Source organism: Massilia atriviolacea, from assembly GCF_003953935.1.
GTDB classification, from domain to species: domain Bacteria; phylum Pseudomonadota; class Gammaproteobacteria; order Burkholderiales; family Burkholderiaceae_D; genus Telluria_A; species Telluria_A atriviolacea.
This window is the reverse complement of sequence record NZ_RXLQ01000003.1, coordinates 456,310-476,959: the sequence shown is the minus strand read 5'-3', so window position 1 is coordinate 476,959 and position 20,650 is coordinate 456,310. Positions and strand designations below refer to the sequence as shown.

At 66.7% G+C, this 20,650-nt stretch carries 17 protein-coding genes; 2 read left to right on the top strand and 15 right to left on the bottom strand.

Features of this window, described 5'->3' with window-relative positions; all coding sequences use genetic code 11:
• The 13 genes from EJB06_RS07370 to dgoD all read right to left on the bottom strand — a co-directional run bounded on the left by EJB06_RS07370 (position 1) and on the right by dgoD (position 14,330).
• Complete coding sequence (locus EJB06_RS07370; protein ID WP_126073353.1) at positions 1–678, bottom strand: ion channel; 678 nt, start codon at positions 676–678, stop codon at positions 1–3.
• Positions 679–767: 89 nt separating this feature from the next.
• Positions 768–1,730 (bottom strand): diacylglycerol/lipid kinase family protein, encoded by a 963-nt coding sequence (locus EJB06_RS07365; RefSeq protein WP_126073352.1) that lies wholly within the window; start codon positions 1,728–1,730, stop codon positions 768–770.
• 175 nt (positions 1,731–1,905) lie between these two features.
• Positions 1,906–4,437 (bottom strand): hybrid sensor histidine kinase/response regulator, encoded by a 2,532-nt coding sequence (locus EJB06_RS07360; RefSeq protein ID WP_126073351.1) that lies wholly within the window; start codon positions 4,435–4,437, stop codon positions 1,906–1,908.
• Positions 4,438–4,578: 141 nt separating this feature from the next.
• Positions 4,579–5,007: a 4-fold beta flower protein gene (locus EJB06_RS07355; protein WP_126073350.1), complete on the bottom strand. Its 429-nt coding sequence runs from the start codon at positions 5,005–5,007 to the stop codon at positions 4,579–4,581.
• Between the two features lie 90 nt (positions 5,008–5,097).
• Positions 5,098–5,862 carry an SDR family NAD(P)-dependent oxidoreductase gene (locus EJB06_RS07350; protein ID WP_126073349.1) on the bottom strand — a complete coding sequence of 255 codons (765 nt, stop codon included), beginning with the start codon at positions 5,860–5,862 and terminating at the stop codon, positions 5,098–5,100.
• A 140-nt stretch (positions 5,863–6,002) separates the two neighbouring features.
• Positions 6,003–6,626, bottom strand: coding sequence for a 2-dehydro-3-deoxy-6-phosphogalactonate aldolase (locus EJB06_RS07345; protein ID WP_126073348.1), 624 nt, complete (start codon positions 6,624–6,626; stop codon positions 6,003–6,005).
• A 2-nt stretch (positions 6,627–6,628) separates the two neighbouring features.
• Positions 6,629–7,504, bottom strand: a complete 876-nt coding sequence (locus EJB06_RS07340; RefSeq protein ID WP_126073347.1) for a 2-dehydro-3-deoxygalactonokinase — start codon at positions 7,502–7,504, stop codon at positions 6,629–6,631.
• A 197-nt stretch (positions 7,505–7,701) separates the two neighbouring features.
• Positions 7,702–8,655 (bottom strand): LysR substrate-binding domain-containing protein, encoded by a 954-nt coding sequence (locus EJB06_RS07335; protein ID WP_126073346.1) that lies wholly within the window; start codon positions 8,653–8,655, stop codon positions 7,702–7,704.
• 85 nt (positions 8,656–8,740) lie between these two features.
• Complete coding sequence (gene araH, locus EJB06_RS07330; RefSeq protein ID WP_126073345.1) at positions 8,741–9,727, bottom strand: L-arabinose ABC transporter permease AraH; 987 nt, start codon at positions 9,725–9,727, stop codon at positions 8,741–8,743.
• Positions 9,724–11,289 carry an L-arabinose ABC transporter ATP-binding protein AraG gene (gene araG, locus EJB06_RS07325; RefSeq protein ID WP_126073344.1) on the bottom strand — a complete coding sequence of 522 codons (1,566 nt, stop codon included), beginning with the start codon at positions 11,287–11,289 and terminating at the stop codon, positions 9,724–9,726. Before araG ends, araH begins: the two co-directional genes overlap by 4 nt.
• Before the next feature lie 6 nt (positions 11,290–11,295).
• The gene (locus EJB06_RS07320; protein WP_126073343.1) at positions 11,296–12,282 is read right to left on the bottom strand and encodes an arabinose ABC transporter substrate-binding protein; all 987 of its coding nucleotides are present in this window, start codon (positions 12,280–12,282) and stop codon (positions 11,296–11,298) included.
• Positions 12,283–12,303: 21 nt separating this feature from the next.
• Complete coding sequence (locus tag EJB06_RS07315; protein ID WP_164557855.1) at positions 12,304–13,188, bottom strand: SMP-30/gluconolactonase/LRE family protein; 885 nt, start codon at positions 13,186–13,188, stop codon at positions 12,304–12,306.
• Complete coding sequence (gene dgoD, locus EJB06_RS07310; protein ID WP_126073341.1) at positions 13,182–14,330, bottom strand: galactonate dehydratase; 1,149 nt, start codon at positions 14,328–14,330, stop codon at positions 13,182–13,184. Before dgoD ends, EJB06_RS07315 begins: the two co-directional genes overlap by 7 nt.
• A 305-nt stretch (positions 14,331–14,635) precedes the next feature.
• On the opposite strand from dgoD, the gene EJB06_RS07305 reads away from it, so the two are divergent.
• Positions 14,636–15,961, top strand: coding sequence for a PLL family lectin (locus tag EJB06_RS07305; protein ID WP_126073340.1), 1,326 nt, complete (start codon positions 14,636–14,638; stop codon positions 15,959–15,961).
• A 177-nt stretch (positions 15,962–16,138) separates the two neighbouring features.
• The gene (locus EJB06_RS07300) at positions 16,139–17,506 is read left to right on the top strand and encodes a DUF4214 domain-containing protein (protein WP_126073339.1); all 1,368 of its coding nucleotides are present in this window, start codon (positions 16,139–16,141) and stop codon (positions 17,504–17,506) included.
• Positions 17,507–17,679: 173 nt separating this feature from the next.
• Here EJB06_RS07300 and EJB06_RS07295 read toward each other — a convergent pair whose 3' ends face one another.
• On the bottom strand, positions 17,680–18,837 hold the full coding sequence (locus tag EJB06_RS07295; RefSeq protein WP_126073338.1) for a PQQ-dependent sugar dehydrogenase: 1,158 nt from the start codon (positions 18,835–18,837) through the stop codon (positions 17,680–17,682).
• A gap of 156 nt (positions 18,838–18,993) precedes the next feature.
• Positions 18,994–20,472, bottom strand: a complete 1,479-nt coding sequence (locus EJB06_RS07290) for a right-handed parallel beta-helix repeat-containing protein (protein ID WP_126073337.1) — start codon at positions 20,470–20,472, stop codon at positions 18,994–18,996.
• Between the last annotated feature and the right edge of the window lie 178 nt (positions 20,473–20,650).

Sequence of the window (20,650 nt, the reverse complement as noted above, 5' to 3'; positions counted from 1 at the left end):
CTAGTCGCGCCCGTCCTTGGTCTGCTGCAGGGTAAAGCCGATCAGGCGCGAGACCACCGCCGCCAGGTAGATCAGGCCGACGAACATTTCGACGCTGGCCAGCGCGCGCGCATGCGCGGTCAGCGGAATCACGTCGCCGATGCCGGTGCTCGAGAGCAGCGCGAAGCTGAGGTAATTGAGTTCGGTCCAGGTGCGCGCATCGGCGGCATTCACGGCGGCCGCATAGGTCCCGGGATGCATGGCCTGCACCAGCACGAACAGGTGCGTGAAGCCCCAGGCGATCAGGGTGAAGGTGGCGCCGGCGGCGAACAGTTCGTCGGTGGTGGCGAGCCGGTCTTCCATCATGTAGGCGATCAGGCTGGCCGCGGCATAAAAATAGAACAGCGCTTCGAGCGCGGACGACCAGGGCAGCAGGTCCTTGCGGCCGAACGCCATCTGCAGCACCAGTAGGACGATGATCGGCAGCGCGATGCTGGCGCTGATCCAGGCGTGGCCCGGGGTGCGCCGCACCATGCGGGTGGTGAAGCCGAGCACGATGATGCCGAAGGCGTTGAACACCACCAGCCCGCTCGGGGTCGATTCGATGAAGGGATACAGCATCATCCCGAGCAGTTGCACCATCAGCAGGATGGCGGACGGGTGGCGGTGGGTACTGCGCATCAGCTTGAAAGCGTTCATGGTCGACCAGGTTCATACGGACAAGGCCGCATTGTAGACCAGTCAATACGGACGCTGGCGGCCGCCGGCCCAAAAAATGTGTTCCGGCCTCAGGAGGCGAGCGCCATCTGCTCGACCCCGGCCTGCGCGCTGGCCTGCACCGGCTTGAGCAGCAGCAGCTGCCCTTCCAGCACGCGAAACACCAGCGGCGCGTCCAGGTGGGTGATTTCGCCGTCGATCGCGACCTTCATGCGGCGCCGCCCCGCCAGCCCGCGCTGCCTGACGGTCATGCGGGTCAGGCCGAAGGCGTGCAGGTTGGGCGCGTCGGCAAGGCGCCCGAGCGCGCCGCGCGCCAGCAAGGCCAGCATGCCGAGCTTGCCCACCGGCTGCGGCGCCAGCGCGGCCAGCTTGCCGTCTTCGATGCGCTCGGCCAGCGGCGCAAAGCCGACCTGTTCCATCTGCAAGCGGTTGTTGCCGACAAACAGGGTCGGCGTGCGCAGGGTGCGCGTCTTGCCGTTGAGCTCGACCGTAATGTGCAGGTGCCGGTACGATCCGAGCACCGTTTTCAAGGCCGAGAGCAGGGCCACCAGCCGGCTGCGGCCGAACTGTTTCTTGTCGATCTCGCGTTCCTCCAGCAGCCTGGGATACAGCCCGATGCTGGCGTTGACCAGAAACACGCGTTCGTTGACCAGCCCCACCTGCACCGACTCGACCCGCGCCGTCAGCAGCGCCTGCACCGCCTCGCCCAGGTCTTCGGGGATATGGTGGGTGCGGCCGAAATAGTTGAAGGTGCCTTGCGGCAGCACGCCGAACTGGCAGCCGCTTTCCACCGCCTGGCGCGCCACCGTGTTGATGGTGCCGTCGCCGCCGGCGGCAACGAGCACGCCGCCGGCCTCGCAGGCGCGCCCTGCCATATGGCGGGCGATGTCGGCCAGCTCGCCCGCCTGGTCGACCACGGCAAGCTCGAATTCGCGCCCGGCGGCGGTGAGCAGGTCTTCGATGGTCGTGCGCTGGAGCTCGGTTTCGGCGTGGCCGGAACCGGCGTTAAGGATGATAAAAAGCGGCGCGGGCATGGGAACTGACTGGAAGTTGAATGATGCCAAACTTTATCACCAGCGCGAAAAATTGCGTTTTCAATACGACATCGGAATTCCCCGCCCGCAAGGCAGCCGGCCGTTCGCGCCACGCGAAGCGGCGCCGGACCCGAACGGCAACCAGTGCCGCCGTTTTTCGTCCACGCCACCGGCCTCAGCCTTCGATGCGCTCGGCCAGCGGCGCTTCCTGCCTGGCGCGCCGCACCGGCTTGATCCGGGCCAGCACGCCGATCAGTTCGGCCGTGTTGGCCGGCTTGACGAAATAATGGTCGAAGCCGGCCCGCACCGCGCTGGCCTTGTCGTATTTGTTGCCGTAGCCGGTCACGGCGATCAGGGTGGCCGCGCGCGCGTGCGCGCTGGCCCTGAGCCGGCGCGCCAGTTCGTTGCCGTCCATGCCGGGCAGGCCGATGTCGAGCAGGCAGGCGTCCGGCGCGAAACTGGCCACGGTGTCGAGCGCGTGGTGCGGATCGTGCTCGACCCTGACCACGTGGCCGGCCGATTCCAGCACCATCGCCATGGCATTGGCGGCATCCTTGTTGTCGTCCACCAGCATCAGGCGCAAGCCTTCGCCCGCATGGCTGCCGGGTCCGCGCGTCGCCTCGCCGCCATCGCCGGCGAGCGCGTGCTTTTGCAGGTACACCGAAAAGGTCGCGCCCTCCCCCGGCCCCGGACTGGCCGCCGTCACGTGCCCGCCATGCAGCAGCACCAGGCTGCGCACCAGCGCCAGCCCCAGGCCGAGCCCGCCCTGCGAGCGGTCGGACGAGCGCTTTTCTTGCCTGAACAATTCAAAAATATGCGGCATCAGCATGGCTTCGACGCCAATGCCGTTGTCGCGCACATGCAACTCGACCGTGTCGCCATGGTGGCTGACCTCGACCGCGATCCGGCCGCCGCCCGGCGTGTACTTGGCCGCATTGTGCAGCAGGTTGGTCAGCACCTGCACCAGCCGCTTGCGGTCGCCCAGCAGCGCCACCTCGCCCTCGGCCGGCAGGTCCAGCACCAGCTCGTGGCCGCGTTCGCTGATCAGCGGCTGGGTCTGCTCGACCGATTCCAGCACCACCTGGTGCACGTCGATCACCTGCTTGTCGAGCACCACCAGCCCCGTGTTGACCCGCGACACGTCGAGCAGGTCGTTGATCAGGCTGGTCATATGGTTGACCTGGCGTTCGATGATGACGCTCGACATTTTTACGCGCGCGGTGTCGTCGGGCGCCATGGCCAGCAAGTGCGCCGCCGAACGAATCGGCGCGAGCGGATTGCGCAGTTCGTGCGACAGCATCGCCAGGAATTCATCCTTGTGGCGCGCCGCCTCGCGCAGGGATTCCTCGGCCCGCTTGCGCGCGCTGACGTCGATCGACACGCCGCGGATGCAGGCGGCATGCCCGGCCTCGTCCGGCACCACGGTGGCGTACACCTGCAACCAGACCAGCTGGCCGTTGTCGGGCCGGCGCAGGCGCACCACTTCGCTGTAGCTCCCATTCGATTGGAGCGCCTCGCGGCGCGCAAGTTCCACCCGTTTCAGGTCGTCGGGGTCGATACAGTGCCAGACATGGCGCATATTGGTCCAGCTGGCGCCGAACAGTTCGGGCGCGTTGTCCGAAAACACCACATCGTTGCTGTGCAGGTCCCAGTCCCACACTGCCATGCGCGCCGCTTTCATGCCTTCTTTCAGGCGCAGTTCGCTGTGTTGCAGGGCCTGGCGCGCCATGCTGCGGTCGGTCACGTCGAAGCCCTGCACGAAGATCCCGCCGACAGCGCCGTTCTCGACAATCGGCTGGTAGACGAAGTCGATATACGCCTGGGTCGGCGCGCCGCCAGGCGCCTGTTGCAGTTCGATGCGCAGGTCGCCGGCCTTGTACGGCTTGCCGCTGGCATACACGCCGTCGAGCAGCTCGAAAAATCCTTGCCCGACCACGTCCGGCAGCGCTTCGCGCACGGTCTTGCCGATCAGCGTGCGTTCGCCCACCAGGCGCAGGTAAGCCGAATTGGCGAATTCGAAAACATGCTGCGGTCCGCGCAGGATGCACATGAAGCCGTGGGCTTGCTCGAACAGCGAGCGCAGGCGCATGGTTTCGGCTTCGCGCTGTTCGCGCAGGGCCTGTTCGGCGCGCAGCCGTTGCGTGGTCTGGATCGCTTCGTGGCGCTGGGCGTGCTCGCGCTGGGTGATCTGTTCGGTCAGGGCCAGGTTCATGCGTTCCAGCGCGGCATTGGCATTGTGGCGCGCGGTCACGTCGTTGCACACCACCAGCACCCCGTGCACGCCCTCGTGGTCCTCGATCGGGCTGTAGCCGTAAGTCCACCAGACGTCTTCGCGCTTGCCGTGGCGCGTGACCGGCACCAGCTGGTCTTCGTTCCAGGTGCTGCCGCCGCCGCTCATGACCAGCGCGATCTGCGGGCCGATGATGGGCCAGATTTCGTCCCAGCACTCGCGCCCGCGCCCGCCCAGCGCGCTCGGATGGCGCTCCGGCCCCATGGTCAGGCGGTAGGCGTCGTTGTAGAACTGGATCAGGTCCTTGCCCCACCACAGGAACATCGGGTGGCTGGAGCTGAGGATCAGGCGAATCGTGCTTTTGAGCAGCGTGGGCCAGTGTTCGGGCGGACCGAGCGGCGTCGTGCTCCAGTCCCTGGCGCGCATCAGGGCGCCCAGTTCTCCGCCGTTGGAAAGAAAATCAAATGTCAGACGCATCCGATGCCTGGGTGGTAGTCGCCAATAATAGGGATCATGCGCGTCCCAAAGCGGCCGCGCATGCAGGATCGTATCATTTTTGTGAAGGCAAGCGACGTACGTTTTGTCCAGCGTAGACAGGTGGCAACAAGCGCCTGGCGTTCAGCCCGGCGCGTCGTTCAGCGAGGAATGGGCGGCCGGCAGCAGTGCGCCGACCGGGGCCGCCGCGGCGGGCGCGCCGCTGTCGACATAGTCGGCCAGGGCGTGGCGCGACCAGCCGCCGGCCGGCCGGCGCACCGGGCGCGCGCGCAGGGTCGGCACGTTGGGGCGCTTGCCGAAGACCGGCTCGGGCGGCGGCGGCTGGAGCGCCGGAAAGTCGTGCGCCATGCCGCGCGCGCCGGCCAGGAAGCCGAGAATGCGGTTTTCGACGTCGTACAGCACGCCGTCCTCGAACCAGCCGATGTGCTCGCCCTTGATCGAAAACGCCGAGAGGCCGAACACATAGCCGGCCGGCTCGCCATCGATGGTGCGCAGGCAGAATTCATCCAGGATGGCGGACGCCCTGCCCGCCTCATCGTATAACCAAGTCACCAAAACCATCCCCTCGTTGCGCCTTTTCGTCGTTCTTGTTGACAATTTTAACTTGTAACATTCACAACTTGGCGCACCGTTGAAACCGCCTCAGGTCCAGCCGGCGTCGACCACGAACTCCTGGGCCGTGATCATGCGGCTGTCATGCGCGCCGAGGAACAGCGCCATGCTGGCAACGTCCTGGCCGACGATGCGTCCGGGCAGGCACTGGTTCTCATCCATGGCGCGTTCGCCCTGCGCGTCCACCCATTTGTCGCGCTGGCGCGGGGTCATCACCCAGCCCGGCGTGAGCGTGTTGACGCGAATCCCGCTCTTGCCGTACTCGCGCGCCAGGCTGCGCGTGAGGCCGTTCACGGCCGACTTGGCGGCGGCGTAGACCGGGTAGCCGGCCACCTTGTTCTTCCAGCCGGTCGAGCCGAGGTTGACGATCGCGCCGCCGCCGCGCCGGCGCATGCCTTCCAGCACCGCCTGGGCCGCGAAAAACGCCACCTTCAGGTTGATCGCCATTTTGGCGTCGAAGTACTCGGGCGTGACCTGCAGGAAGTCGTGGCGTTCGTCGTTGGCGGCGTTGTTGACCAGCACATCGAAGTCGCCCAGTTGCTCGCCGGCCGCCTTCACGCTGGCGCGCAGGGCATCGATATCGGACAGGTCGCAGCCGATAAAGTACGGCGTGTGCGCGACCGTGCCCGCCAGGCCGTCGACCAGTTCGGTGGAGGCGGCGATGTCGCGGTCGGCAAAGGCCACGCGCGCGCCCTGGCGCGCAAAGGCGGCCACGATATCGGCCCCGATGCCCGAGCCGCCGCCGGTGACAAACACGGCTTTGCCGGCCAGGCTCGGGTAAGTCGCAAATTCCATGGTGTTTCCTGTCTCTGCATTGTTGATCTGGTTGATCTTGTTGGTCTTGCTGATCTTGTTGATCTGGTTGATCTTGCTGATCTTGCTGATCTTGCCGATCTTGCCGATCTTGCCGATCTTGTTGATCTTGCCGATTCCTGTCAGCTGTTCTGCGCGGCCTGCCAGGCGTCGACAAAGGCGTGCGCGCGCGAACTCAGTATCGCGGGCGTGGCGCCCGGCGCATACAGCGCCCCGCCGATGCCGAATCCGCTGGCGCCGGCCGCGACCCAGTCGGCCATGCTGCCGGGCGAGACGCCGCCGACCGGCCACAGGGGCGTACCCGGCGGCAACACGGTCTTGAAGGCTTTCAGGCCGGCGTAGCCGACCATTTCGGCAGGGAAAATCTTGAGCGCATGGGCGCCGGCCGCGAGCGCGTCGAACGCTTCGCTCGGGGTCGCCACGCCGGGCGCGCACAGCATGCCGAGGGCGGCGGCGCGCGCGATCACCTGCGTGTTGCAGTTGGGCGCGACCAGCATGCGGCCGCCGGCCGCGTGCACCGCCTCCACATCGGCCACGCTCAGCATGGTGCCGCCGCCGACAATGGCGCCGGCCGGGGCCATGCGCGCCAGCAGCGCGATCGCTTCCAGCGCGCCGGGCCGGTTGAGCGGCACTTCCAGCAGGCGAAAGCCGGCCGCGAACAGGGCCGCGCCGGCCGCTTCGGCCTCGCCCGGCTGGAGGCCGCGCAGGATGGCGACCAGGGGCGGGTTCAATTGGGTCGTATCCATGGTCAAAGGCTTTCGAAAAAGTAGGCCAGCGCGGCCAGGTAGACCTCGTCCGGGTCGTGCACGCGCGCCGGCATGCCGAAATGCAACGCCGCCTCCTCGTAGCGGGCGCTCAGCGCGGGCGAGCCGATGATGTCGATGGCGCCGTCGGCGTGGCCTTGCGCCGCCACGAACTCGGCGCCGATCAGCAGGCCGCTGACAAACGAGCGCGCCTGCGCGGCCGCCATGCTGTTCGACACCACGCGCGCGCGCACGCCGAACAGCGCGTTCGACAGCGGGCGCGCGCGGCGCGCTTCCTGCAGGCCGGCGCCGAAGGCGCTCTCGTCGTCGAGTCCGCAAGCCATCAGGGCGGCCAGGGTGCCGCCGGCGGCCAGCATCGAAAACAGTTCGCCGGTCATGTACGTGACCAGCTGGTCGACTTTGCCGCCGCGCAGGTAAACCCATTTGCTGTGGGTGCCGGGCAGCACCACCCAGCCATCGAGCAGGCCGCGCCCGACGGCGCCCAGCAACTGCGTCTCTTCGCCGCGCATCACGTCCACCGCGCCGTCGCGCGCGCAGTAGCCGGGCACGATGAAGCAGCCGGGGTGGCCGCGCACCGGCGCCAGCCGGGACGGCAGGCCGGTCAGCGGCACGCTGGTATCGAGATAGGGTACTTCCTGCCAGCCGCTGGCCGAGCCGACCATGCCCGACATGACGACCGGCACGTCCGGCGCGACCTCCATGCGCGCGCGCAGGCTGGCCAGCGAGGCGGCAAAGTTGCCGCCGACGGCCAGCAGGCCCTGGTCGTCCGCGTGGCGGGCGAGGCATTTGCCGTCGCGCCCGGCCAGGTAGGCGCGCCGGTTGCTGGTTCCCCAGTCGATTCCAAGTAATTGCTTGTGCATGCTTTCTCTCTGAATATGAACGGCGCGCGGGCGCCTGCGGCCCTGGCCTTAAGCCCTCGCCTTAAGCCCTCGCTCGAGCCCTCAAGCTATCGACAGCAAGACGCGGCAAAAGTTCGGTCTCATGATGGCATGCTACGGATTCCCGGAATAGGATTCCAATTGCTTATTCAGACAGAAGCATACGGAAATCGTATAGCTCAGGCGCTTGGCGGATAGCGCAGCGCCGCCACTTCGCGCATGGTCGCCAGCATGCTCTCGGCCCCGGGCGAGAGTTGATGATGGCGGCGCGTGACGATGCCGTACATGTCCATGCGAATGCCGAGGTCGAACGGCAGCACGGTCAGCAGGCCGGTTTGCAGGTAGGGTTGCACGAGTTCGATGGGAAGCGCTACCACCATGTCGCTGCCGGTCAGCAGGTGGGCGATCACCGGCAGGGCCAGGGTTTCCACCGTTTCGGCCGGCGGTTCGAGGCCGCGCGCGAGGAACAGGGCGGTCAGGCGGTCGCGCAGGATGCTGCCGTTGGGCGGCAGGATCCAGCCCTGGCGCGCCAGTTCGTCGAGCGTGAGATCGGTGCGCGCGGCCAGCGGATGGCCGGCGCGCGCGATCAGGCTGTGCGGTTCGTCGGTGACCGGCTCGAAATGCAGCTCGGCGGCGGCGCCGGTATCGAGGATGCGCCCCACCACCAGGTCCAGTTCGCCGGCACGCAGGCGCTGCACCAGGATCTTGCTGGTATCGACGCTGATCGATACATGCACGCGCGCGTGGCGCGTCTTGAGCAGGTTGACCGCTTCCGGCACCAGGCTGGTCGATGGCGTGAGCACGGTGCCCACGTCGACCCGGCCGCGCAGGCCGGACAGCAGTTCCATCACTTCCTGGTGGGCCGCGTCCATCTCGGCCAGGGCCGCGCCGGCGCGCCGGATCAGCACCTGGCCGTACCAGGTCGGCGAGACGCCGCGCGGCAGGCGTTCGAACAGTTGCACGCCGAGCGCGTGTTCGAGTTCGCCGAGCAGCTTGGAAGCGGCCGGCTGGGTCAGGTTGGCGGCCTGGGCCGCGTGCATGATGGAGCCGTGCCGCCCCAGTTCGACCAGCAGCACCAGGTGGCGGGTCTTGAGGTGCGAGCGGACGAAGCGGTCGGAGCGTGGATCGGGCATGGCGGGCAATCGGTTTCAAGGATGTCGATGATATATGCGCAATGGCTAAATCGTCAACATGTATGACCTCCGACATGCTACCGGCTCAGCTGCGGCGTTCTCCACGGGCCTTGAGCTGATCGAGCAGCACCGCCGCCAGCAGGATCGAACCGCGCACCAGGTACTGGTAGAAGGAATCGACGTTCAGCAGGTTCATCACGTTTTCCACGGTGCCCATGATCAGCACCCCGATCAGCACCCCGAAAATGCGCGCCTTGCCGCCCTGCAGCGACACGCCCCCCAGCACGCAGGCCGAGATCACATCGAGCTCGAAGCCCTGCGCCGCATTCGGCTGGCCGCTGGTGATGCGCGAGGCCAGGATCAGGCCCGCCATCGCGGTGACCAGCCCTTGCAGCAGGAAGATCCAGACGCGCAGCTTCTCGACCTTGACGCCCGCCAGCCGCGCCGCTTCCGGATTGCCGCCGATGGCCAGGGTGTTACGGCCGAACACCGTATGATTGAGCAGCACGCCGAACACCAGGAAGCAGGCGCCCGCCACCAGCACCGGCAGCGGCAGGCCGACCACGCGGGTGTCGCCGAAGGCGATGAAGGCGTCGGAATTGATGCCGACCGCCTGCCCTTGCGAGGCGATGAAGGCCAGGCCGCGCACCATCAGCATGGTGGCCAGGGTGGCGATCAGGGCGTTCACGCGCAGGTAAGCGATCAGCACGCCGTTGCCGGCGCCGATCAGCGCACCGGCACCGAGGCCGGCCCCGACCGCCAGCGCCACGCTGCCGGTGCGTTCCAGCACCATCGCCCCGAGCACGCCGGCAAAGGCGATGGTCGAGCCGACCGAGAGGTCGAAGTCGCGCGAGGCCAGGCACAGCATCATGGTGCAGGCGACCATGCCGATCTGCGCGACCGACAGCATCAGCCCGACCACGTTGGCGACCGAGAAAAAGTTATCGACGGTGGCGGCCAGCACCGCGAACAGCAGCGCGTATGCCAGCGGCATGCTGTATTCGATCAGGAGGGCGCGCTGGCGGCCGGCCGGCGCGGGGGCGCCGCTGTGGGTGACGGGGATGGTGCTCATGCGGTTCTCCGGGAAGGGGTGGCGGCGCTGGCGCCGTTGTCGTTGTCGTCATCGTTGTTGTTGCTATCGGTATCGGTATCGGCCACGGTGTCCGGCAGCGCCAGGCGCAGTACCGCTTTTTCGTCGGCCTCGCCGCGCTCCAGCTGGCCGACGATGCGGCCGTCGCGCATCACCGCCACGCGGTCGGCGATGCCCAGCACTTCCGGCAGCTCGCTCGACACCACGATCACGCAACAGCCGCGCGCGGCCACGTCGTGGATGATGCGGTAAATGTCGTTCTTGGCGCCCACGTCGATGCCGCGCGTCGGCTCGTCCAGCACCAGCACCTTCAGGCCCGGTTCGGCCAGCCAGCGCGCCAGGATCACTTTCTGCTGGTTGCCGCCCGAGAGCAGGCGGATTTCCTGCTCGCGGCTGGGGGTCTTGATGCGCAGGCGCGCGATGAATTCGTCGGCCAGCGCGGCCTCGCGCGCATGGCGCAGGAACACGCCGCCCAGCAGCGCATGGCGGCGGCAGCTGATGTTGATGTTCTCGGCCACCGAGGACTGGGCCAGGATGCCCTGCTCCTTGCGGTCTTCCGGACACAGGACGATGCCGGCCGCAATCGCCGCCGACGGCCCGCCCATCGGTACCGGGGCGCCATCGAGCAGCACGGTACCGGGCGCGCGCTTGTCGGCGCCGTACATCTGGCGCATCAATTCGCTGCGTCCCGCGCCCACCAGGCCGAAAAAGCCCAGCACTTCGCCGGCGCGCACCGAAAAATCGCAGCCCTCGAGCATGCCGCGCACGGTCAGGCGTTCGGCCCCCAGTGCGCGTTGGCGGTAGTCGTAGATGTCGCTCAGTTCGCGCCCGACCATGTCGCCGATCAAGCGCTCGCGCGGCACCTCGGCCATCACCGGGTGGGTGGCGACCTTGCGGCCGTCGCGGAAGATGGTGCAGGCGTCGCACAGCGCGTACAGTTCTTCCAGCCGGTGCGAGATGTAGATCAGGGTGCGCCCGTCGGCGCGCAGCTCGCGCACCAGGCGGAACAGGATCTCGGTTTCGCGGTGCGACAGGCTGCTGGTCGGCTCGTCGAAGGCGATGACCCGGGCGTCCTGCATCACGGCCTTGCAGATCTCGACCATCTGGCGCTGGGCGATCGAGAGGTCGGCCAGGCGCGCGCCGGGGTCGAGGTCGACACCGATCTTCGCCAGCCGCTCCGACACCATCCTGTTGGCGGCGGCCTTGTCGAGAAAGCCCATGCGGGTCGGCATGCGCCCCAGCAGGACGTTCTCGGCCACCGTCAGCTCGGGAACGTACTGCAGTTCCTGGTGGATGATGGACACGCCGGCGGCGATGGCGTCGCTGGCCGAACCGAAGCGCACTTCGCGTCCGTCCAGCAGCAGGCGCCCGCCGTCCGGGCGGTATTGCCCGCCCAGGATCTTGAGCAGGGTCGACTTGCCGGCGCCGTTTTCGCCCAGCAGGCCATGCACGGTTCCGGCGTGGGCCTCGAAGCTCACGCCCCCGAGCGCGATCACGCCGGGGAAGTGCTTCGAGACCTGGTCAAACTGGAGGTAAGCGGACATCGTCGCTCACTGCCCCATCTCGGCGCGCACCTTGGCGGCATTGGCGCGCGTCATGAGCATGCCGGCGGTGAGGGTTTCGGCGGCCGGCTGCCTGTTCGAGACGATCCAGTCGTACAGGTTGGCGGCGGTCTCGTAGCCGTGGCGTTTGGGGCTGATCATCACAGTGCCGAAAAAGCCGGTCGCCTGGGGCTTGGCGAATTCGTTCTGCGCCGTCTTGCTGCCGCCGATGCCGATGCCGATCATGGCGTCGGCGCGCATGCCGCGTCCTTCGGCGGCGCGCACCGCCCCCATGACCGATTCGTCGTTCAGGGCCACCGCCACCCACTTCTTGAAGCGCTGCTGCTTGGTGTAGGCGATGTTGGCGGCGTTGAAGGCCGATTCGGTGTCGGTCTTGGACTGCGGGGCGTCGACCACGTTGGCCGCCGGGATGCCGGCCGCTTTCAGCGCGTCGACCGCGCCCATGGTGCGCTCCCTGGCGGTCGGCAGCTGGTCGTAGGACACGCGCAGGATGCCGACCTCGGCCGGGTTCCAGCCGCGCGCCCTGATTTCGGCGGCCAGTCCGGCGCCCACCTGCTTGCCGATCTCGTAGCCCGAAATGCCCATGTGCGGCACCGACGCCAGCGGCTTGCCGGCGCCATCGAGCAGGCGGTCGTCGACCGAGATGACTTTCATGTTGTTGCGCGCGGCGGCGCGTTCGACCGCCTTGCCCAGCTTGACGTCGGGCGCGCAGATGACGAAGCCCTGGGCCTTTTGCGCTGCCAGGTTGTCGATCGCGGCGATCATTTTTTCGCCGTTCGGAATGCCGATCTTGATCAGGGTGAAGCCCTTGTCCTTGGCGGCCTGCTCGGCGAAACGCCACTCATCCTGGAACCACGGTTCCTCGGCCTGCTTGACCAGGAAGCCGATCTTGACCGGATCGGCCGCGTGGGCGGCGCCGAAAGCGCACGTCAGCAGGGCTGCGGCGGCGAGTTTTGCGAAGGTACGTGTATGCATGGTGGTCTCCTGTTTATTTCATTATTGTGATGGATGATCGTCGAACGGACTGTCGGCCTGGCCCGCGACGCCGGGCACAGGGACGGTGAACAAGCCGCCCGCGCCGACGGCGGCGAGCTGAGCGAGGCCGGCGCCGCCAAAGGCGATGCTGGTGCAATCGTGCGCGATGCGCTGTACTACTTTTCCATCGGCGGCGTAGCGCAGCAGCTGGCCGGGCTGGGCGCTCCACAGGCAGCCGTCGGCGTCGAGCGCGGCGCCGCGCGCACCCGCGCCGGGCGCCAGCTGCGCAAACACCTCGACGGCGCGCACGGCGCCGGCGTCGGCGTCGTACTCGCAGGCCATGATCGCGCTGGCGCGGGCGTCGGCGAAGAACATGCGCCTGCCGTCCGCGCTGAAACAGATCGCGCTCGCTTCGGCCACCACCGGCAAGGCCAGGCGGCGCAAGCCATGCTGGCGCGAATACTGATAAAAACTGCCGATGGCGCGGCCATCCTCGGCCACGTTACGGGTACCGAACACCAGGAAGCCGCGCCGGTCGGTGCAACCGTCGCTGACCGCGGTGCGCGGCTCGGCGGCGTCCACCGCCACCAGCGGCTGCAGGCGCAACTGGCGCGCGCCGGCCTGCCGGTCCGGCTGCGCCAGGCCGAGGCGCTTGGCGAGGCCGAGCAGCATGCGTCCGGAGCGGCAGTGCGCCAGCAGGCCGGCGGCGTCGGGCAGGCGGCAGAGCAGCGGCGCGCCTTGCCGCTCGGCGCAGGCGTGCACCGCATGGGCGTCGCTGCCGGCCCACCACCAGCGGCGGCCTTGCGCATCCCAGCGCAGGCTGCGGCCCGGATGGTGCGACAGGCGTGCAAGCTGCGACGGCGGCGGCGACGGCGGCGGCGGCGGCGACGTCAGGACGGCTACCACTCGGCGACGCTGCCATCCTCGTGGCGCCACAGCGGGTTATGCCAGTCGGGCGCGTTCTTGCTCGCTTCGATCACGCGCTCTTCGTCGACCTCGACACCGAGGCCCGGCTTGGTCAGGGCGGCGATATAGCCGCCGTCCATGCGGAAGTCGTCCTTGTTCTTGACGTAGTCGAGCAGTTCGGCGCCCTGGTTGTAATGGATGCCCATGCTCTGTTCCTGCAGCACGGCGTTGTGCGAGACGAAATCCAGGTGCAGGCAGGCCGCCAGCGCCACGGGGCCGAGCGGGCAATGCGGCGCCACTGCGACATCGTAGGCTTCGGCCATGGCCGCGATCCTGACGCATTCGGTGATGCCGCCGGCGTGCGACAGGTCGGGCTGCAGGATCGCCAGGCCGCCCTGCTCCAGCACGCGCTTGAATTCGAAGCGCGAGTACATGCGTTCGCCGGCCGCCAGCGGGATCGAGGTCGATTCGGCCAGGCGCGGATAGTACTCGGCCTGCTCGGCCAGCACCGGCTCTTCGACGAACAGCGGGCGGTAGGGTTCGAGTGCGCGCAGCAGCACCTTGGCCATGGGCGCCGCCACGCGGCCGTGGAAGTCGATGCCGAATTCGATGTCGTTGCCGAACGCTTCGCGGATCTCGGCGATGCGTCCGACCGCCTGGTCGACCGCGCGCGCGCTGTCCAGCATGCGCAGTTCTTCGGTGCCGTTCATCTTGAAGGTGTCGATGCCGAGCGCGCGCAGCTTGCCGATGCCGGCGATGACGTCGGACGGCCGGTCGCCGCCGACCCAGCTGTACATTTTCATCTTGTCGCGCACCCGGCCGCCCAGCAGGTCGTAGACCGGCACCCCGAGCGCCTTGCCCTTGATGTCCCACAGGGCCTGGTCGATGCCGGCGATGGCGCTCATCAAAATCGCGCCGCCGCGGTAAAAGCCGCCGCGGTACATGGCTTGCCACAGGTCGTTGATGCGGCCCGGGTCCTGGCCGATCAACAATGGCGTCATCTCGTGGACGGCCGCTTCGACCGTGCGCGCGCGCCCTTCGATCACCGGTTCGCCCCAGCCGACGATGCCTTCGTCTGTCTCGATCTTCAACAGCATCCAGCGCGGCGGCACCCGGTACGTCGTCAGTTTGATGATTTTCATTGCTTAGCCATTAGTCAAGAATGAGAAACAGTCTAAGCCTGCGAGCCAAGCCCGAAATATGAAAGTTCGCGAAAAATCTATACGCAAATCGCATAGCTAGCGCGCCGTCGCCCCGGCCGCTATGCTGTTCCGACGGTTTGACCTGGGTCACGACCGATTCGCGAGGAACACATGCGCATGAAGCTGCTTGCACATCCATCAAAAGTTCCCATTGGAAATATCTCGATACTTGTCACAGGCCTGCACGCGCACGCTCTTGACGTCGCCGGGCAGGAAGACCATCAACCAACCGGAAGGGATTGAGCATGAGATCGATGCAATCGGAAGTGACGACGACCATGAACAGCGGCGCGATGGATCACGCCGGCGGCGGCGCGGGCAATAGCGCCGCGAACGCCCAGGGCATGCCGGGCGCGGGCATGATGAGCCATCCTGCGGCGGCGGCCCAGGCCGACACCCAGGATGCGGAGACGCTGGCGGCCCAGGCCGGCCCGCGCAAGCCCAGTTCGGGCCCGGTGGTGGCCTGGGGCCCGAACCGGCTCGACGTGTTCACCCTCGGCACCAACCGCGGCATGTATCACAAGTGGTGGAACGGGGCGAGCTGGAACCCGTCCCTGACCGGCTACGAGTTCATGGGCGGCATCGGCACCAGCGTGCCGCAAGCCATCTCGACCCAGCCCAACCGGCTCGACCTGTTCGTCACCGGCACCGACAGCGCCCTGTACCACAAGGCCTTCAACGGCAGCGCCTGGGTCCCGTCGCTGACCGGCTACACCAGCCTGGGCGGGGTGATCATCGGCGACCCGCGCGCCATTTCGTGGGGACCCAACCGGCTCGACGTGTTCGTGCTCGGCACCGACCGCGCCCTGTACCACAAGTGGCGCAGCGGCAGCACCTGGGGACCGTCGCTGACCGGTTATGAAAACATGGGCGGCATCATCATGGAGCAGCCCGAAGTGGTGTCCTGGGGACCGAACCGGCTCGACGTGTTCGTGATCGGCACCGACCGCGCGCTGTACCACAAGTGGTGGGACGGCAGCAACTGGGGGCCGTCGCTGACCGGCTACGAGCGCCTGGGCGGCGTGTGCACCTCGGCGCCGCGCGCGGTGGCATGGGGCGCTAACCGCCTCGATGTGTTCGTCACCGGCACCGATGGCGCGCTGTATCACAAGTGGTGGAACGGCAGCCAGTGGCTGCCCGCAGGGAACAACCTGGAACGCCTGGGCGGCGTGTGCATCGGCAACCCCGAGGTGGTGGCGTGGGGACCGAACCGGCTCGACGTGTTCGTGGTGGGCACCGACAGCGCGCTGTATCACAAATGGTGGAACGGCAGCAGCTGGGGACCGTCGGTGACGGGCTTCGAAAACATGGGCGGCATCCTGTCCTCGCAGCCGAGGGTGGTCGCGTGGGCGGCGAACCGGCTCGATGTGTTCGCCACCGGCTCGGACAGCGCGCTCTACCACAAGTGGTGGAACGGCAGCAGCTGGGGGCCGTCGCTCACCGGCTACGAGGGCATGGGCGGGATCATCCAGAACTTCGGCCAGACCCCGGTGGGCGCGGCCGATGCCGCCGACAGCGGCGCCGAGCGGGCGGACCAGGCGGCGCAGATGGGCAACGGCATGGGCAGTTAAATCGCGTCGTTAAAACAAGTAGTTAACAGAGCATCGCTTCACCGCAGCCCACGCCCGCGTGGGCTTTTTTTCGTCTTTTACATCACTTCAACGTTGCTTAGTTACAATTGAATAGAATTCAAGCTGGAAATTTTTATAAAGTGTGAACCTTAGAAAATATTGCCCCAAAGGACCAGAATGACTTACAAGACGATCGATCTCTTCCCCGACCTGCCGCCGCTGATGATGGTCAATGCGCACAAGCTGGTCTTTGGCGACTACAAGCCGACCAGTGGCAGCAACACCGAGGGCTGGGATATCCAGGCCGAGTTCACCACGAGCGCGCGCAGTGCCTCGCCGACCTTTTCGTGGACCGGCACCGAGGGCATGAATTACGACTTCCTCAGTTTCAGCGACATCGATCCGAGCATGATCATCATTTACGACCAGCACGGCAATGCGCTCGCCGGCAGCGAAAAAGAAACGCTCAAGGACGCCTCGGTCCTGAACGACTTCGTGGCGCCCTATTCCGGCACCTTTTATATGTGGGCAGGCTGGAAGCAGTCCGGCGCGACCCTGGCCGGCATCGGCATCTACGGCGACAAGGACTCGATCCCCGCACCGGGCATCGCACCGTACGCCCTGAACGGCACGGCGGGCGACGACGCCCTGGTCGCCACCACGTTCAAGGAAAACATCAATGCCGGCGCCGGTTTCGACAGTGTCAGCTACAGCGGCAACCGTGCCGCCGTCAAGCTCCTCAAGTCCGGCGACAGCCTGACCGTGTCGACCAAAAGCGGCACCGACGCACCCGATGTGCTCACCGGTGTCGAGCAGATCAAGTTTGCCGACAAAACCATCGACATCAAGTACACCGAGCTGACCCAGTCCCTGTACGTGAGCTATTTCGGCCGCGCCGCCGATGCGGGCGGGCTGGTCAGCTTCCAGGACCAGCTGGCGAAACTGAACGCACCGACCACCGTCAACGAGCTGGCGGCCAAGTACAACACCGACCAGAACATCCGCAGCCTGATCGATTCCTTCGGCCTGAGCGCCGAATCTAAAGCCCTGTATTCGGGCGACAGCAAGGCCTTCGTCAACGCCATCTACACCAACGTGCTCAACCGCGCTCCCGACCAGGAAGGCCTGGCCTTCTGGGCCAACGCCATCGATTCGGGCGCATTGACGCGCGCCAACGCCTCGCTGTCGATCATGGCCGGCGCGCAGAACAACACGACGGCCCAGGGCTTGTCGGACAAGGCGATCGTGGCCAACAAGGTCGACATCGCGTCGAACTTCACCTTCACGCTCGATACCCCTGAAAAAGCGGCGGTGTATTCGACCGCCTCGGCCGCCGCCACCGTGCGCGACCTGCTGGCGTCGGTCAGCCCATGGAGCAATGTGCCGAACTTCCAGAAGGACGTCGACCGGGCCCTGGTCAAGATCAGCACGCCGAAGAGCGCACCCGACCATGCGGGCGATGTGCCGTTCGCGCAGGCGGACAGCCCGGCGATCGAACTGGTCGGCCTGGAAAGCGCGGGCGACGCACCGGCCCTGTTCTTCTAGGACCCGGGCGCCGGCGTCACCCCGGCCCCGGGGTGACGCGGCCATGTCGGCCCGCCGCAGCGCAATCGACATGCGCTGCGGCGGGCCGCCGCCGTTTACGGCGCCGGTTTACTGCGCCGCTTTACTGCGCCGCTTTACTGCGCCGGTTTACTGCGCAGGCTTACCGCGCCGGTTCACTGGGCCACGATCCGCAGCAACTGGCCGTTATCTTCGTCCGTCATCACGTACAGATGGCCATCCGGCCCCTGGCGCACATCGCGCACGCGCTTGCCGATATTGAGGCGTTCCTGCGCGACCACGTTCGCATCCTTGTCGAGCACGATGCGTCGCAGGTCCGTGGTGGCCAGGCCGCCGCTGAACAGGCTGCCGCGCCATTGGGGGAACTGGCTGCCGCTGTACTGCACCAGGCCGGACGCGCCCGGCGATGGCACCCACGCAATCCGGGGTTGGGTCATGCCGGGCACCACCGGCTGGCCGACCGCTTCGCCCGTGCGGTAATCGCGCCCGTAGCTTTGCAGCGGCCAGCCATAGTTTTGACCGGCTTCGACCAGGTTCAGTTCATCGCCGCCGCGCGGTCCGTGTTCGGTCGCCCACACGCGGCCGCTGGCGTCGAGCGCCATGCCCTGGATGTTGCGGTGGCCGTAGCTCCAGATTTCCGGCAGCGCGCCCGGACGGCTGGCCAGCGGATTGCCCGGTGCGGCCTTGCCGGCATCGGTCAGGCGCAGGATCGAACCGTTGTGGCTGCCCAGGTTCTGGGCCTGGTCGCGCGCCAGCATGCCGCCGATCTGCTGCGGCGGATTACCGCCATCGCCGATGCTCATCAACAAGGTGCCGTCCTTGTGCCACAGCAGGCGCGAGCCGAAGTGCTGGCCGCCGCTCTTGTCGGGCTGGGCGCGGAACAGGGTCTTGATGCCGCTCACGCGCTTGCCGTCGAACACGCCCTGCACCAGGGTGGTCCGGTTGGCCTCGTCGGTACCGGTGGCCATGGTCATGTAGATGCGGGGATTGGTCTTGTCGCCCGGATGGACGGCGATGTCGAGCAAGCCGCCCTGCCCGTTGGAGAAGACCGGCGGCAAGCCGTCCATCGGCACCTCCTCGAAGCGCTTGCCCTTGAGCAGATACAGCTTGCCGTTCTTGGTAGTGACCAGCAGGCGGCCGTCCGGCAGCCAGCCCATGGCCCAGGGATGCGACAAGCCTTCGCTCACCGTTTCCGCGCGCCAGCCTTTGGCGGCGGGCGGCGCATCGCTGGTGGGCAACTGGGCCAGCGCGGCGGGCAGCGCCAGCGCGCTCAGTGCGGCAGCGATACAGCAAGACAATGGGGTAGGCAACATCAGGTTTCTCCTTCGACGATTGGGGTTCTCCCTTCATCGTACCGGATCGCTGCCGAATGCGCACGCCCGCTCGCGGAGCCGGGCGTGCCGTATTGACGATGCGCCAGCCGTCACCGGCCATGCGCATCGGGGGAGTTACCGCTGTTTCAAGGGCGATTAGTGCTGATAGGCGCCGATGTCGAAACCGGTGCTGGTATCGCGCGGACGTTCCAGGAAGTCGTACGGCAACGCCTCGGTCGGGGTAGCGCGCCCGATCGCAGGCGAGCTGCTGCTCAGGCGCAGGTCCGGCGTGCCGGTGCGGGTGTACGACACGAACAGGGGCTCGGAACTGACGGTGCCCGAGTGGCTCAGGCCATTCTTGAGCTGGAAGTTGTAGGTCGAGTTCTTGAATACCAAGTTGTTGCGGTAGGTATTGTTCTTGCCCGTCTTGCCCTGCTCCGAAATGCCCATCTTGTTGTCGTATACGATGTTGCTGTACACGGCAATGTAATCGGCCGGTCCCCTGGTGTGATAGAAGTCGCCGCCGCCGACGATGATGCCGGTGTTCGAGGTCGTCACCGTGTTATTCGTGATGATCACGCGGTTGGCGTCGTGCCACAGGTGGATCGCGCCTTCCGACACGCGGTAGACCACATTGTTCTTCACGCTGCCCGAGGTGCTGACATAAATGCCCTGGATAAAGCGGCAGCCGGCCGGGCCGATATCGTGCACGAGGTTGCCGACCACGTCCGACTTGACGCCCTTGTAGTAGCTGTCCACGCCGATCGCCGACCCGCCGGCGCTGTTGCAGCCGACACCCTTGGCGACATGGTGCACGTAATTGCCGCGAATCATATCGTAGGAACCGCCGTTGTAGATGCCGCTGGTCCACTTGCCGCCGTTCCCGTTGACTTCGAAGCCGACGATATCGACGTAGTTGCCGCGATTATCCCAACCGGCCTTGCCGCTGGAACCGGCAACGACGATCTTCGCGCCCCATTTGGTGGTCGAGACAAAGTAGATGCGCCCCGAGGCATTGCCGCTGACGGTGGTCTTGATGCCGCCGGCGTAGGTGCCGGGCGCCACAAAGACGGTGGTGCTGGCCCTGGCGGCGCGCGCCGCCCGGGCGATCGTCCTGAACGGCGCGGACGCGCTGCCGGCGTTGTTGTCGTTGCCGTTCGGCGCCACGTAGAACTTGTAGGTCGTCGAGGGAATCACGGCCGAGGCCGGGGAACTGGCATCGGCGCCCAGGGGCGCGCCGGCGGCGGCCAGCGCAGCCGCATCGGTGGCGCCGTAGGCGGTGGCGCTGGCGGGCATGGCGTCGCCGGCGCCGTAGCCGACCAGGGCAAAATCCTTTTCGCTGTAATTGGCTGGGGCGGCGTCCGCCGCCTGGACGGCGATATCCTGGGCGACGACAGCAGCGGATCCGGATTGCTCGCCATCGGCACGGACGGCCATCAGCGCGTCGGCCGGCGACGCCTCGGTGGCGGCGGCGGCGACACTGACCATGGTGCCGGCGGTCTGCGTTTGTTGCTTAGCCTGGGACAAGCCCTGTTCGCCGCTGCCGCCGCCGCAAGCGGCCAGCAAGACCGTCATGCTGCTGCAAAGCAACGCGTTGACACGGATTTCCGAAGCAAAGGTGACAAATTTTTTCATTACAGGTTCCTTACCTTGTGACGTGAATGAGCAAGGTTTGAGCGGGATCAAATGATTAGGTTCAATGATTTGACAGGAAAATTTTTGTCAAGTATGTGAACCATACTTGTATTTTCCGGATGGAAATCAAACGCGGCGGTGCAACTCGCGTGCGTCGGGCTGCTCTAAGGAGGACAAC

What these genes read in the sequence shown, in the direction of transcription:
- EJB06_RS07370 (WP_126073353.1), bottom strand. Translation starts at nt 678, where the DNA reads ATGAACGCTTTCAAGCTGATGCGCAGTACCCACCGCCACCCGTCCGCC.
- EJB06_RS07365 (WP_126073352.1), bottom strand. Translation starts at nt 1,730, where the DNA reads ATGCCCGCGCCGCTTTTTATCATCCTTAACGCCGGTTCCGGCCACGCC.
- EJB06_RS07360 (WP_126073351.1), bottom strand. Translation starts at nt 4,437, where the DNA reads ATGCGTCTGACATTTGATTTTCTTTCCAACGGCGGAGAACTGGGCGCC.
- EJB06_RS07350 (WP_126073349.1), bottom strand. Translation starts at nt 5,862, where the DNA reads ATGGAATTTGCGACTTACCCGAGCCTGGCCGGCAAAGCCGTGTTTGTC.
- EJB06_RS07345 (WP_126073348.1), bottom strand. Translation starts at nt 6,626, where the DNA reads ATGGATACGACCCAATTGAACCCGCCCCTGGTCGCCATCCTGCGCGGC.
- EJB06_RS07340 (WP_126073347.1), bottom strand. Translation starts at nt 7,504, where the DNA reads ATGCACAAGCAATTACTTGGAATCGACTGGGGAACCAGCAACCGGCGC.
- EJB06_RS07335 (WP_126073346.1), bottom strand. Translation starts at nt 8,655, where the DNA reads ATGCCCGATCCACGCTCCGACCGCTTCGTCCGCTCGCACCTCAAGACC.
- araH (WP_126073345.1), bottom strand. Translation starts at nt 9,727, where the DNA reads ATGAGCACCATCCCCGTCACCCACAGCGGCGCCCCCGCGCCGGCCGGC.
- araG (WP_126073344.1), bottom strand. Translation starts at nt 11,289, where the DNA reads ATGTCCGCTTACCTCCAGTTTGACCAGGTCTCGAAGCACTTCCCCGGC.
- EJB06_RS07320 (WP_126073343.1), bottom strand. Translation starts at nt 12,282, where the DNA reads ATGCATACACGTACCTTCGCAAAACTCGCCGCCGCAGCCCTGCTGACG.
- dgoD (WP_126073341.1), bottom strand. Translation starts at nt 14,330, where the DNA reads ATGAAAATCATCAAACTGACGACGTACCGGGTGCCGCCGCGCTGGATG.
- EJB06_RS07305 (WP_126073340.1), top strand. Translation starts at nt 14,636, where the DNA reads ATGAGATCGATGCAATCGGAAGTGACGACGACCATGAACAGCGGCGCG.
- EJB06_RS07300 (WP_126073339.1), top strand. Translation starts at nt 16,139, where the DNA reads ATGACTTACAAGACGATCGATCTCTTCCCCGACCTGCCGCCGCTGATG.
- EJB06_RS07295 (WP_126073338.1), bottom strand. Translation starts at nt 18,837, where the DNA reads ATGTTGCCTACCCCATTGTCTTGCTGTATCGCTGCCGCACTGAGCGCG.
- EJB06_RS07290 (WP_126073337.1), bottom strand. Translation starts at nt 20,472, where the DNA reads ATGAAAAAATTTGTCACCTTTGCTTCGGAAATCCGTGTCAACGCGTTG.